11 protein-coding genes are annotated in these 13,220 nt (G+C 67.2%); 6 read left to right on the top strand and 5 right to left on the bottom strand.

The features are described from left to right. Positions 1-43: 43 nt before the first annotated feature. Complete coding sequence (locus AB4120_RS06520; RefSeq protein WP_262389632.1) at positions 44-1,006, top strand: MurR/RpiR family transcriptional regulator; 963 nt, start codon at positions 44-46, stop codon at positions 1,004-1,006. Between the two features lie 40 nt (positions 1,007-1,046). Here the strand turns inward: AB4120_RS06520 and AB4120_RS06515 are convergent, their stop codons facing one another. From AB4120_RS06515 to AB4120_RS06500, 4 genes are all read right to left on the bottom strand, one after another. Further along, entirely contained in the window at positions 1,047-3,614 is a 2,568-nt protein-coding gene (locus AB4120_RS06515; protein WP_441642041.1) for a DNA internalization-related competence protein ComEC/Rec2, read from the bottom strand. A gap of 124 nt (positions 3,615-3,738) precedes the next feature. After that, positions 3,739-4,584, bottom strand: a complete 846-nt coding sequence (locus AB4120_RS06510) for a TatD family hydrolase (protein ID WP_441642040.1) — start codon at positions 4,582-4,584, stop codon at positions 3,739-3,741. A 50-nt stretch (positions 4,585-4,634) separates the two neighbouring features. Next, positions 4,635-5,348: a lipoprotein-releasing ABC transporter ATP-binding protein LolD gene (gene lolD / locus AB4120_RS06505; protein ID WP_262389660.1), complete on the bottom strand. Its 714-nt coding sequence runs from the start codon at positions 5,346-5,348 to the stop codon at positions 4,635-4,637. A gap of 28 nt (positions 5,349-5,376) precedes the next feature. Then, on the bottom strand, positions 5,377-6,627 hold the full coding sequence (locus tag AB4120_RS06500) for a lipoprotein-releasing ABC transporter permease subunit (RefSeq protein ID WP_441642039.1): 1,251 nt from the start codon (positions 6,625-6,627) through the stop codon (positions 5,377-5,379). Between the two features lie 101 nt (positions 6,628-6,728). Between AB4120_RS06500 and AB4120_RS06495 the strand changes: the two genes are divergently transcribed. The 4 genes from AB4120_RS06495 (at position 6,729) to AB4120_RS06480 (ending at position 11,139) form a co-directional block, all read left to right on the top strand. Further along, entirely contained in the window at positions 6,729-7,889 is a 1,161-nt protein-coding gene (locus AB4120_RS06495; RefSeq protein ID WP_441642038.1) for a hypothetical protein, read from the top strand. A 45-nt stretch (positions 7,890-7,934) separates the two neighbouring features. Then, the gene (gene recJ / locus AB4120_RS06490; RefSeq protein WP_441642037.1) at positions 7,935-9,635 is read left to right on the top strand and encodes a single-stranded-DNA-specific exonuclease RecJ; all 1,701 of its coding nucleotides are present in this window, start codon (positions 7,935-7,937) and stop codon (positions 9,633-9,635) included. Between the two features lie 117 nt (positions 9,636-9,752). Next, positions 9,753-10,619, top strand: a complete 867-nt coding sequence (locus AB4120_RS06485) for a hypothetical protein (RefSeq protein WP_149136334.1) — start codon at positions 9,753-9,755, stop codon at positions 10,617-10,619. A 37-nt stretch (positions 10,620-10,656) separates the two neighbouring features. Beyond that, entirely contained in the window at positions 10,657-11,139 is a 483-nt protein-coding gene (locus AB4120_RS06480) for a hypothetical protein (protein ID WP_441642036.1), read from the top strand. Positions 11,140-11,158: 19 nt separating this feature from the next. Here AB4120_RS06480 and AB4120_RS06475 read toward each other — a convergent pair whose 3' ends face one another. Continuing rightward, entirely contained in the window at positions 11,159-11,905 is a 747-nt protein-coding gene (locus AB4120_RS06475; RefSeq protein ID WP_149136335.1) for a M23 family metallopeptidase, read from the bottom strand. A gap of 176 nt (positions 11,906-12,081) precedes the next feature. Between AB4120_RS06475 and prfB the strand changes: the two genes are divergently transcribed. Then, positions 12,082-13,186, top strand: a protein-coding gene (gene prfB / locus AB4120_RS06470; protein ID WP_144196078.1) for a peptide chain release factor 2 whose coding sequence is annotated in 2 segments (ribosomal slippage) — positions 12,082-12,162 and positions 12,164-13,186 — 1,104 coding nt in all. Because the reading frame shifts where the segments join, the coding sequence is not laid out codon by codon here. The last annotated feature ends 34 nt before the right edge of the window (positions 13,187-13,220 follow it).

Raw genomic sequence — 13,220 nt, 5'->3', positions numbered from 1 at the left:
CCCAGAATGGCCACGTCGATGGCCAGCCGAGACCCGCACCACCATGCGCGACCGAATCCTTGCCGTCTACGACACGCTCCGTCCGTCCGAACGCCGCCTGGCTGACTACGTCACCCGCCACGGCGCCAGCGTGATCCGCCTGTCGATGCCCGAACTGGCCGAACGCGCCGGCGTTTCGCAGCCGACCATCGCCCGCTTCTGCGCCGCGCTGGGCTACGACGGCTTCAAGGAGTTCAAACTCCAGTTCGCCCAGAACCTGGGCGGCGGCACGCCGTTCGTCCATCAGGACGTGGAGGCCGACGACCGCCCGGCCGACATCGCCGGCAAGGTCTTCGACCGCACCATCGCCACGCTGATGGCCGTCCGGAACGCCCTGTCGGCCGACCAGATCGAGCACGGCATCCGACTGCTGGCCAGCGCACGCCGCATCGAGTTCTACGGCTGCGGCAACTCGGGCATCGTCGCGCTCGACATCCAGCACAAGTTTTTCCGCCTCGGCATTCCCACCACGGCCTACTCCGATCCGCACGTCTTCAGCATGTCCGCCGCACTGCTGCGCCCTGGCGACGTGGCGGTGCTGGTCTCCAACAGCGGCCGCACCTGGGACATGCTGACCGCCGCCACGCTCGCCCGCGCCAGCGGCGCAAGCGTGCTGGCGCTGACCCACAGCGGCTCGCCCCTGGCCAGGCTCGCCGACGTGTGCGTGTTCTCCGACGTCGAGGAGGACAGCGAGGTCTATACGCCGATGACCTCCCGCATCAGCCACCTCGTGCTCGGCGACGTGCTTGCTGCCGGCGTGGCGCTGGAACGCGCGGACACCGTCGCGGCTGGCCTGCAACGTGCCAAGGCGCACCTGCGCGAGCGCCGCATCGGCGGCGCCGCGCCTGAGGCGCCGGCGTCCCGCGAAGCCGTGGCGGCTGCCACCGGTGGCACGGCCAAAGCCCCAGCCGCCAAGGCCCCGGTCGCCAAGGCACCAAAGGCCGCGCGCACAGGCTCGCGCGGTTGACGCCCTCCCTCTCGCGCCCGTCCGGGCCCGGCGCCGACGCCTAGCGCGGCGCTGCCGGTGCATCGCGCCAGTACCGCCGCTCTCGCTGCCGGTATGACGATATCTTCAGGCGCGACCCCGCCGTGACGATCGACACCGCGCCCGTTTCATCCGTCCGATACCGCGCGATGCCCTCACGCCCATACCGCCGCCAGACATCGGCGCGCGGATGCCGGTAGCGATTGCCGAATCCCAGCTGGAACACCGCCACCTCCGGCTGCACCGCGCGCAGGAACGCCGCGCCTGACGACGTGCCGCTACCGTGGTGCGGCACCAGCAGAACATCGGCACGCAGGTCTTCCGGCGGCACCGTGGCCACCAAACCCAGTTCCTCGCGCACGCCGATATCGCCGGTCAGCAGCAGGCTGCGGTGCGCCGTGGCCACCCGCAGCACACAACTGCGCGCGTTGCTCGCCAACCGCGCGCTGTCGAGGTCTGACGCCGACGGATGCAGGATGGTGAAGCGCACGCCATTCCACGTCCATGCTGCGCCAGCCACGCAAGGCTGCCATGGCGCCGCACTGCCCTCCGCACTGCCTTCCATCGTCGCCGCCCCAATCAGGAGCCCGTGATCGAGCGGCGCCCCCGTCAGCCGGCGCCCCACCGGCACTGCCGCCAGCACCTCGCGCACGCCCCCGGCATGATCCGCATCCTCGTGACTTACCATCAGCGTATCGAGCCGCCGCACGCCCATTGATCGCAGCCAAGGGACGATGACTTGCCCGCCTGCACTGGCCCCCGACGGGTATGCCGGCCCCGTGTCATAGAGCAGCGCATGGGCCTTTGTTTCGACCAGTACCGCCGTACCCTGCCCGACATCGAGTGCCGTGACACGGACCTCTCCGTCCGGCACAGGGGTCCGGCCCGCCAGCAGCATAGGCATCATCAGCAACGCCCCACACCAGCGTGGCGGCGCACGCACCGAGGGACGCATGGGCCGCCGGGCGGGCCGCGGGCCGCCCAAGGGCGTTGCTGCCCGGAGATCCGCCGCCCGCTTGCGCGGCATCAGCACGAGCACCACCCCGGCAGACGCCAACACCATCCAGACCGGCCCCGGCTGCGCCGCCTCCCAGATGGCCCACGCTGGCGCCGCAAGCCAGGAGAGCGCCTCGGACAGCCATGTCATCGCTGTATGCGCAATCGCCAGCAACGGCCTGGCCAAGATCGCCGGCAGGACGGCGCCGGCCAGCGCCAACGGCGTCACGAGCAGGCTCACTACCGGAATGGCGACAGCGTTGGCAAGGCAAGACACTACAGACACCTGTCCGAACAGCAGCAGCGTCAGTGGCACAAGCCCAACTGTTACCGCCCACTGCGTGCGTGCGGCGCCCGCCAGCGTCGCCGCCACTACCGCCCTCGCCCTCTGCCACCGCCCCTCCGCCTTTGCCCGCCGCACCGGCTCGCGCGCGGCAAGGAAGATCGCCGCCACGGCGCCGAAGGACAGCCAGAAGCCGGGCGACATCACGGCCCATGGGTCGATCACCACCGCCACACCCCCCGCCCACGCGAGCACGACCGATGCCGGCGGCGCCCGGCCACTCCACAATGCCAGCGCCGCCACGGCAAGCATGCTCACAGTACGCATCGCGGGCACCTGCATCCCGGCGATCAGTCCGTACCCCAAAGCGGTCAGTACCGCCACCACGAGCGCCGCCTGCTGCGCCGGCCAGATCAGCGGCAAGGGCCGGCGCAGGCGCCGCCCCAGCCCGAACGACCGTCGCCACAACGCCAGCGCCAGGGCGCCTGCCGCGCCCGAGATCATCGTGATGTGCAGGCCCGAAATACTGACCAGATGCGAGATGCCGGTCCGTCGGAACACCTCCCAGTCCTCGGTGGCGATGCCGCGCTGGTCGCCAATCACCAGCGCCACGAGCACAGCCCCAAAGCGCGCGTCCGGCGGCAGCGCCGCGCGAAGCCGGTCGCGCAAGCCCGCCCGCCACGCCTGTACGCGAATCGCCCATGGCAGCGGCCCCACCTCCTCCGACAGCGCGCCGGCACGCACATAACCGGCTGCACCGATGCCCTCGCCCAGCAGCCAGTACGCATAGTCAAAGCCATATGGATTCGCCAGCCCGCGTGGCCTGCGCAGCCTGACCGTCAGCCGATAGCGCTGCCCCGGCTGCAACGTCTCCGGCGGATCCCGCCAGCTCAGCAGGAGCCGTGGCGGCAAGCGCGCCTCTTGCGACCCGGTTACCGCGAACAGAAAGCGCGTGCCCTGGCTTGCCACATCGGGCAGCCCGGCGACCATGCCCCGCAGCTCGATGTCACGCCCCGCCAGCGCCGGTTCCAGCCAGTCCGCCATCCTGCTGTCGGCGCGCCATGCCGCCCACCCGAACCCCGCCGCGCACGCAAGCGCCACCACAACCGCGCGCCACATCCACACCCTGGCAACGGACGCACTTCCCTCGCCCGCCATGCGCCGATGACGACAACGCACGACATACCTCAGCGCCGCCACGCCGATGGCCCCCGCCAGCGCCTGCCACCACCACCGCCACGCCGACGGCAATCCGGCCTGCTGCTGGAGCCACCAGCAACCCGCGACGAACGCCATCAGCACAGCTCGCATCACACCTCCGGGACAACGCTTTCCGATGGCGTATTTGTACTGTGCGCGATGGCGCCAAAACGTTAACGAATGATGTGTTTTTGTGGAAGATTGTTAAAACGGCGGCTGGCGTATTGCCACGCGTTCAGCGCGGCGCCATGATGTCTGCAAACGCCGCCAGACGCGGCAGCGCTGCCACCGAGTTGCGCCACATGGCCTGCGCCAGCTCAGGTTCCGGCACGCCGCGCAGTTCGCCGAGCACGCGTGCCACGCCCACCACCTCGCCGGGCGTGTTGCGCGCCTTGTGCTGCTCGCCGAACTGGTCGTCGGAGAGCCAGGTCGGCGCGATGTCAGGCGCATCGGTCTCGAGCACGATGGCCTCAAGCGGCAATTCCGCCGCGAGCCGGCGGATCTGTTTGGCGCGGGAGAAGGTCAGGTTGCCGCCGAAACCGAGCTTCATGCCGTGCTCGACATAGCGGCGCGCCTGCTCGTGGCTGCCGTTGAAGGCGTGTGCAATGCCCTGCCGCACGCCCACGCGGCGCAGTTGCGCATAGACCTGGTCCTGCGACTTGCGCACGTGCAGCAGCACCGGAAGATCGAAATCGCGCGCGATCTTCACCTGCTCGGTGTAGAGCCACGTCTGGTGGGCGGCGTCCAGGCCCGGGACGAAAAAGTCGAGTCCGATTTCGCCGATGGCGACGAAGCGCGGGTCGTCCATCGACGCAGCCACCTGGCGTCGCAATTCGTCCAGATCCTGCTGCCCGGCGCCGGGTGTACAGAGGGGATGGATGCCGAGCGCGTAGACGCAGTGGGCACCGCCGCCCGCCTCGGTGCCGGCATGCGCCAGCGCACGCACGGCATCGAAGTTGGACACCGCCACGGCGGGCAGTACGATGCCAGAGACGCCGGCCTCGGCCGCCGCGCGCGTGACGTCCGCGCGGTCGCTATCGAACTCGCTGGCGTCGAGGTGACAGTGGGTGTCGATCCACATGGCGGGGGGCGGCGGCGGCAGGTCGGTTTGGGGTGGGGATCGGCGACCGGTCAGCGTTCGCGGTGCAGGTGCCCGTCGCGCAGGCGCAGCACGCGGTCGCAGCGGCCAGCGAGGTCCGTGTCGTGCGTGACGATGACGAAGCTCGTGCCGAGCGTGCGCGACAGTTCGAGCATCAGGTCGTACACACCGCCGGCCGTGTGGTCGTCGAGGTTGCCTGTGGGTTCGTCGGCCAGTACACAGGCCGGCTGGCCGACCAGCGCACGGGCGATGGCCACGCGCTGGCGCTCGCCGCCGGACAGCTCGCCGGGACGGTGCTTCGCCCGCCCGCCCAGGCCCACACGCTCGAGCATGGCCTGCGCGGCGGCGCGCGCCTCGCGTTCCTTGAGGCCGCGGATACGCATCGGCATGGCGACGTTGTCCAGCGCGGTGAACTCGGGCAGCAGATGGTGGAACTGGTAGACGAAGCCGAGCGCGCGGTTGCGGACAGCGTTCCGCTCGCTCTCGCGCAACGAGGTGAACGGCTTGCCGAGCAACGCAACGCGGCCGGCGTCGGGGTTGTCCAGCCCGCCCAGCACATGCAGGAGCGTGGACTTGCCGGAGCCTGACGCGCCGACGATGGCAACCTTCTCGCCGGCGTCCACGCGTACATCCACGCCGCGCAGGACGTCCACGTCGAGGCCGCCCTGACGGAAACGCTTGGACAGGCCCTCGGCCACCAGCACCGGCGAGCCGGATTGCACGGCGAGGCCGGGAACTGCTGGCATGGCGGCGGCTTCCTGGAGCAGGGAGGTGTCACTCATAGCGCAGCGCCTCCGCCGGGTTTACGCGCGCGGCGCGCCAGCTGGGATAGATCGTGGCCAGGGTGGCCAGCACGAAGGAGATGATGCCGATGGTGGCGATGTCGTTCACGCGGGGGTCCGAAGGCAGTTCGCTGATGAAATAGATGTCACGTGGCAGGAACTGCACATGCAATACCCGCTCGATAAAGGGCACGATCACGTCGATATTGGTCGCGATCAGCGTGCCGCCAAGCACGCCGAGCACGGTGCCGATGAAGCCTATCGCCACACCCTGGACGATGAAGATCTTCATGATCGAGCGCGGCTGGGCGCCCATCGTGCGCAGGATGGCGATGTCAGCCTGCTTGTCGGTGACGGTCATGACCAACGTAGAAACGAGGTTGAACGCCGCCACGGCGATGATCAGCGTCAGGATGATGAACATCATGCGCTTCTCTGTCTGGACGGCAGCGAACCAGTTGCGATTCTGCTTGGACCAGTCGCGCAGGTACAGTTCGCCGCTCATCGTGCCGGCCAGTTCCTGCGCCACCTGGGGTGCCCGCTGCATGTCGGCCAGCTTGAGCCGTACGCCGGTGGGGCCGGACTGGCGGAACAGTGTTTGGGCGTCCTCGATGTCGATCAGGGCCAGGGCACTGTCAAACTCGTAGTGGCCGGACGAAAACACGCCAACCACCGTGAACTGCTTGAGCCGCGGCAGTACGCCGGCCGGCGTGATGGTGCCCTGAGGCGCCACCAGCGTCACCTTGTCGCCGACGCGCACGCCCATGGCGTTGGCCAGTTCGTTGCCGAGCGCGATGCCAAAGCCGCCCGGCACCAGGGCGTTCATGCTGCCGGCGCGGAACTGGTTGCCAACGTCGGAGACCTTTGGCTCCTCGGCCGGGTCCACGCCGCGCAGCAGCACGCCGCGCACCGCGTCCTCGCGCGTGAGCATGGCCTGGGCGGCCACGTAGGGCGCCGCCCCCACCACTTCCTTGTTCCGCATGGCCTCGGCGGCGGTCTTGTGCCAGTCCGGTAGCGACCCCGGGGCGATGACCTCGATATGGGCGAGGACCGACAGCATGCGGTCCCGCACCTCTTTCTGGAAGCCGTTCATGACCGACAGCACGACGATCAGCGCCGCCACGCCGAGCGCGATGCCAAGCATCGAGATCATGGAAATGAACGAAATGAACGTGTTGCGGCTGGCGCGCTTGCTTGCGCGGGTGTATCGCCAGCCGATCTGCCACTCGTAGGGAAAGTTCAAGAGGAATCCTGTTGTTCGGAAGTCGCGCCGGGGGGCCATCCGCCCCCTTGGGTGACGGAAAACTGGCGCCGGCCAGCCGGAAGTTTACAATCTCGGCAACCATGATGACGCACCTGACCCTGATTGTGCCCTTTTCCGTCCCGCCTGGCGCCGGCAACGACGCCACGGACGACGTCGTCTCCGGCGCGCTGCTGCGGCAGTTGGAGTTGCCGGCGCTCGGAAAGTTGCTCACCCGCGCCGCCCCGGGCCTGCGCGAGACCCACGACGACCCGTTCCTGCGCACCCTGCCGCAGGAACGCTGGCTGGCCGGCCGGGCCGGCCTGGACACCCGCCGGGTGCCGACTGCGCCTTTTATGCGCCTGGCCGACCTGCGGCAACGTGCCGCGGACCGCCAGCCGGACGCCGCCCAGGCGCCGCCTGCCGCCGACCTTAGGCGCCAGGAAGACGGCGACCAGGGCTGGGCCTGCCTCCAGCCGGTTCATATTCATGCGGCACGGGACCACCTCGTGCTGATGCATCCGGACCAGCTCGAGATCCGCGCCGACGAGGCCGCCGCGCTGCGCGCCGCCATCGACGACCTGCTCCGTGAGTCCGGCATTGCGCTGGACGCGCCCCACCCCGCCCGCTGGTATGTGGCCGACGATGTGTTCGGCGAGCTGGAAGCCACCACGCCGGTGCGCGCCACTGGCCGCAATATCGACATCTGGCTGCAAGCCGGTGCACGGGCGCGCGACTGGCGGCGCCTCCAGAACGAGATCCAGATGACCTGGCACGACCATCCGGTCAACCAGGCGCGCGAGGCCGAGGGACGCCTGACCATCAATTCGGTATGGCTCCACGGTGGCGGCAAGCTGAGCCTCGTCAACCGGCTGGCCGACGCCGTGCTGACAGACGACCCGTTCCTGGCCGGCCTGGCCCTCGCCGGCGATAGCCTGCTCGACCCGCAGCCGGCCAAATTCGAGGAAATTGCGAAGGCCGATGGCCATGTCATGGCGATGCTCGACACCACCACCGAGGCCCATATCGCCCAGGACTGGGGGCTCTGGCTCGAGCGTATGCACGCGCTCGACGCCGAGTGGTTCACCCCGGTGCTCGCGGCCCTGGCCGATGGCCGCATCATGGGTGTCACGCTGGTGCTGGGCGGCGAGAACCACTATGCCGAGTTCACCGTGCGGCGCGCCGACCTGCGCAAGTTTTGGCGCGGCATGGGCGCGCGCGGCGACTGGCGTGCCCTGCTTTCCGACCTGGCCATGGTGGCCTGATCCGCGCGTTTTCGCTTCTCGCGCCCGTTTTCTGGACGAACGACCATGACCCGGATCGCCATCCGCTCCTATTCCGAACCCCACGCCGATGTGCTGGCCAAGTCGGGCCTTCACCCCACGCTGGCCCGCATCCTGTCGGCGCGCGGGGTGCTGCATCCGTCCGAACTGGCTACCGAACTGCCGGAACTGACGCCTCCCACGACGATGAAGGGCATCGGCCACGCTGCCGAGTACCTGGCCGATGCCATCGCGGCCAACCGCAAGCTGCTGATCGTGGCCGATTACGACTGCGACGGCGCCACGGCCTGCGCAGTGGGCGTGCGCGGGCTGCGCATGCTCGGCGCGCGCGTGGATTTCATCGTGCCGAACCGCTTCGAGTACGGCTACGGACTGACGCCCGAGATTGTGGCGCTGGCCGCCCAGCAGCAGCCGGATGTCATCGTCACCGTCGACAACGGCATTGCGTCGGTCGACGGCGTGGCGGCGGCCAATGCGCTCGGCATCGACGTGGTGGTGACCGACCACCACCTTCCCGGCGCCGAGCTGCCAGAGGCGGCGGTCATCGTCAACCCGAACCAGCCCGGCTGCGAGTTCCCGAGCAAGAACCTGGCCGGCGTGGGCGTGATGTTCTATGTCCTGCTGGCCCTGCGCGCGGAACTGCGCCGGCGCGGCGCGTTCACCCAGGCGACCCAGCCGCCGCTGCAAACCCTGCTTGACCTCGTCGCGCTCGGCACCGTGGCGGACGTCGTGAAACTGGACGCCAACAACCGCATCCTCGTGGCCCAGGGCCTGCGCCGGATGCGCGCCGGACGCATGCATCCGGGCGTGGCGGCGCTGTTCCGCGCGGCCGGGCGCGAGGCTACGCGGGCAAACACGTTCGACCTCGGTTTTGGCCTGGGTCCCCGCCTCAACGCGGCGGGACGGCTTGCCGACATGTCGCTCGGCATCGAATGCCTGCTGACCGACGACCCGAACCGTGCGTGGGAAATCGCCCAGGAACTGGACGGCATGAACCGCGAGCGGCGCGACATCGAGGCCGGCATGCAGCAGGAGGCCTTGCAGATCCTGGAGGCGCCGCTGGCGGGGCTCGATCCGGCGTCGCGCTACACGGTCAGCGTGTTCAACGACACCTGGCACCAGGGAGTGATCGGCATCGTGGCCTCGCGGCTCAAGGAGAAGTTCCACCGCCCAACCATCACCTTCGCGCCGGGCGACGAAGAACATATCAAGGGTTCCGGCCGCTCGATCCCGGGGTTCCACCTGCGCGATGCGCTTGATCTGGTGTCGAAGCGGCACCCTGGCCTACTGGTGAAATTTGGCGGACATGCGATGGCGGCCGGACTGACCGTCCGCTCGGCCGACTTCGATACTTTCATGTCGGCGTTCGAAGCCGTTGGCCGCGAATGGCTGACGGACGACCAGCTGGCACGTGTGATCGAGACCGATGGCGACATCGAGGAATCGTGCTTCAGCCCGGAATTCGTCGCATTGCTAGAAGGTCAGGTCTGGGGCCAGGGCTTCCCGCCCCCCACGTTCTGCGGGGAATTCGACGTCCTGCGCCAGACCGTGCTCAAGGGCAAGCACCTGAAGCTGCAACTGGGACGCGGCAGCCAGCGCTTCGACGCGATCTGGTTCAACCACGCCGACGCCCTCGACGGCGCCAGCGCGACGGTGGCCTACCGGCTGGACAACAACACCTTCAACGGGGTCACCCGCGTGCAACTGGTAATCGAACACGCGCAGTAAATCGGCAAACGCTGACGGGACTGCGGAAATCTGGTACACATTTCCGCTGTCCTACGATTTACGCGCGCAGTCGCGGGCCTGAACAATGGCCGCTTCCTCCCTCATGGTTGAAGCAATATGGCCAAACTCCTGCGCAGCAACGGCGCGCCACTCGGCGCGCAGATCACCCTTTTCCCGGGGAATCGGCTCCAGTTCAAGGTGTCCGGTCTGGGGCCAAACAAGAAACATCTGGTGCTCCGGAGTACCGACAGTATCCTGACAGTCGTACCGTTGAAGGTCGACGATAGGCGGATCGAGCAGGTACTTCGGCTTGAGGTCCAGGCTCACAGTATCGTGAGCCGCCACATTGTTCATGTGGATGCGTACGCGACTGACGCGCAAGGACGGCCGCAGCTTAGGGACACTAATACCAGCAGGGTGACGGTCGAGATTCATCCGAAACTCGTTCTACCGGAACCGAATACCGAACAGGGCGTTCTCGCGCGGATGTTAATCGTTGAGAATGCAAGCCCCGACCACGAAAAATACGTAAACCAAGGCGACGCACGCGAAAGCATGCAATGGATGGTGCATGTCTTGCGCAATCGACTGAAACTTGGCGCCCAGCATTTCGCCGCGCGCGGTGCGACCGACCTGACTACATTGATTAAGGCAAAGAACCAGGTAAGGGGCTTCGAAAACTATCCAGCCATTGCGCCCGATCAACACCAGATGCTCAATCGCACACTGGACATTGCTCACGATGGAACCCATCTCCGTCAAAAGGAATACATGGCGTACGTCGCCAGCGCGTTGACGGTCGCAAAAGGCGAGAATTTCGGCCCCGATCCAAGCCGAACCGGGCTGTATGCCTGGCGCACGCTGGACTCGAGCCACCCAGGCCAAAATTTCCAGAAATTCCAGAGCAAGGGAGGACAGGATTTTTATACCTTGACCGAGGGGTTTCTCGCCAGCTTGCAGCCGAAAAACAAGGCCAAGCCCTAAGGGAAAGACGATGAGATCTAAGTGCGTATCGTTTGCTTTGCTGGCCGCCGCTTCTCTGAGCGGATACGCCGGCGACGGCCTGCCGGATGGATTTTCTGAAAAACCGGTGGGTCGTTTCACGGTCTCCAAGGAACGCCATTATCGAAATCCGGCGGGCGCAATACGCCATTTTCTTGCCACATTCCATAAGAACGACCAACGAAACCATTTTTGCGTAGTCGGCTACAAGTGGTCGGATGGAAGAAAGCAGGTTTGGGTGCACTGGCGGGAGCCGCAAACGTTAATCCTGTGGGGAGGAAGCCGCTATCCAGAGTACGTACATGAAAGCCTCATCATGTCGAACCGCCATCTCGAACTGGCTACTGACACCGTCCCCACCCCCAACGACATCAACGGCAGCACCTATCTCGTCACCGAAGCCTGGTGGCGGGCCGTCGCCGATGACTGCCGCAAGCGTGGCGAGAAATACGTGATCAAGCCGTTCAAGGCGCCGAGGCCGAAAGCCCCGGACGCCGAATAGCCTGCCGCCGGCCGTCTGCCTAGCCGCGCGGCGGCAGGTAGGTGGCCGGATTCACCGGCTTGCCATTGCCGCGCACCTCGAAGTGCAGTTCGGCCGCGCTGGCCATGCTGCCGATCTCCTGTCCCGTGGTGACGCGGGCGCCTTCCTTGACCAGCGGTTTGTCGAGGTTGCCGTACACGGTCAGCCAGTCGTCGCTGTGCTTCACGATCACCAGCATGCCGTAGCCACGCAGCGTGCCGACGTGGATGGCCCAGCCGCTGGCGGCGGCGCGGACCTTGCCGTTGGCCGGCACTTCGATCCGCAAACCCTTCTCGGCCGGCAGGGCGAAGCGGCCCGTCACGCGGCCATCGGCCGGCCATTGCAGCTTGATGGCGTTGGCGGGCGGGCGAGATGGCGCGGCGTCGGCCTGTTTGGCCGGCGTTTCAGATTTTTCCGATGATTTGGACGGTCCCGACGCCGACGCGGCCGCCGCGCCGGCCGGCGGCCGCACCCGGATCAGCTGCCCAACCTCGATCTGATTGGTGTCCGTCAGGTCGTTCCAGCGGGCCAACTCGGCCACCGAGCGCCGGTTGCGCCGGGCGATCGAGTACAAGGTGTCGCCGCGTTCCACGCGGTAGAAGCCGTCCGGCGCCGGCTCTGTGGGGGTCGTGCCGCAGGCGGCGAGCAGCGAGGCCGTCAGCGTGGCCATCGTTGCCGCGCCAAGGCGGCCCAGTGTGCGGCGGCGGGCCGCAGACACGTCTGGTCTGGCGAAGTTGCTTGCTGTCATGCGTCCGAGTTCACTCCTGTTATTCACCGATATTGTCGCCGAAGTGTTGCCAAGTGGCGCCGCGACCCCCTGGTAGACCGTTCGCATCGCGAACGGTTCGCCACACGCGACGATCCCTCCCGGGATTTACGGCGCCAATCCGCTATAATTCAAGGTTTTGGAAGCGCAGGAACATCATGGAAGCAGAACGCCTCAACGCCATCTCCGGTGCCATCTCCGATCTCCGTTCCCGGACGGAAGATCTACGGGGGTATCTTTGACTACGATGTCAAAGTAGGACGCCTGGACGAAGTCAACGGCGAGCTGGAAGACCCCGAGGTCTGGAACAACCCCAAGCGGGCCCAGGACCTGGGCAAGGAAAAGAAAGCGCTCGAGGCCGTGGTACAGGTCCTCGGCAAGCTGACGGACGACCTGACCGGCGCCGACGAGCTGTTCGAGCTCGCGCGCGAGGAAGGCGACGATGAAACGCTCGAGTCCATCGAGGCCGACGTCAAGGGCTTCGAGGACATCGTGGCCGGCATGGAATTCCGCCGCATGTTCTCGGGCGAGATGGACCAGGCCAACGCCTTCATCGATATCCAGGCCGGCGCCGGCGGCACGGAAGCGTGCGACTGGGCATCGATGCTGCTGCGCCAGTACCTGAAGTACTGCGAGCGCAAGGGCTTCAAGGCCGAGGTGCTCGAGGAATCCGAGGGCGACGTGGCCGGCATCAAGAGCGCGACGATCAAGATCGAGGGCGACTACGCGTTCGGCTACCTGCGCACCGAGACCGGCGTGCACCGCCTGGTGCGCAAGTCGCCGTTCGATTCGTCGGGCGGCCGCCACACGTCGTTCTCGTCGGTGTTCGTGTACCCCGAGGTGGACGATTCGTTCGAGGTGGAAGTCAACCCGGCCGACCTGCGGGTGGATACCTACCGCGCCTCGGGCGCGGGCGGGCAGCACATCAACAAGACCGATTCGGCAGTGCGGATTACCCACATCCCCACCGGCATCGTCGTGCAGTGCCAGAACGACCGTTCGCAGCACCGCAACCGTGCCGAGGCCATGTCGATGCTGAAGTCGCGCCTGTACGAGCATGAGATGCGCAAGCGCCAGGCCGAGGCCGACAAGCTCGAAGCCGGCAAGACCGACGTGGGCTGGGGCCACCAGATCCGCTCGTACGTGCTGGACCAGAGCCGGATCAAGGACCTGCGCACCAATGTGGAAATGTCCAACACCCAGAAGGTGCTGGACGGCGACCTCGATCCGTTCATCGAGGCCAGCCTGAAACAGGGCCTGTAAGCAGGCCGGTGCGCCGCCCCCGGGGTGGCGCGCC

Source organism: Cupriavidus sp. 2KB_3 (genome assembly GCF_052115685.1).
In the GTDB taxonomy this organism is placed as follows: Bacteria; Pseudomonadota; Gammaproteobacteria; order Burkholderiales; family Burkholderiaceae; genus Cupriavidus; species Cupriavidus campinensis.
Note: the sequence above shows the minus strand (reverse complement) of the source record. Positions and strands in the feature narration are given on the sequence as shown.

Bases quoted from the DNA above. Each gene is read 5' to 3' on its own strand.
- AB4120_RS06475 (WP_149136335.1), bottom strand. From the start codon at position 11,905: ATGACAGCAAGCAACTTCGCCAGACCAGACGTGTCTGCGGCCCGCCGC.
- AB4120_RS06520 (WP_262389632.1), top strand. From the start codon at position 44: ATGCGCGACCGAATCCTTGCCGTCTACGACACGCTCCGTCCGTCCGAA.
- AB4120_RS06485 (WP_149136334.1), top strand. From the start codon at position 9,753: ATGGCCAAACTCCTGCGCAGCAACGGCGCGCCACTCGGCGCGCAGATC.
- recJ (WP_441642037.1), top strand. From the start codon at position 7,935: ATGACCCGGATCGCCATCCGCTCCTATTCCGAACCCCACGCCGATGTG.
- AB4120_RS06495 (WP_441642038.1), top strand. From the start codon at position 6,729: ATGATGACGCACCTGACCCTGATTGTGCCCTTTTCCGTCCCGCCTGGC.
- AB4120_RS06515 (WP_441642041.1), bottom strand. From the start codon at position 3,614: ATGCGAGCTGTGCTGATGGCGTTCGTCGCGGGTTGCTGGTGGCTCCAG.
- lolD (WP_262389660.1), bottom strand. From the start codon at position 5,348: ATGCCAGCAGTTCCCGGCCTCGCCGTGCAATCCGGCTCGCCGGTGCTG.
- AB4120_RS06510 (WP_441642040.1), bottom strand. From the start codon at position 4,584: ATGTGGATCGACACCCACTGTCACCTCGACGCCAGCGAGTTCGATAGC.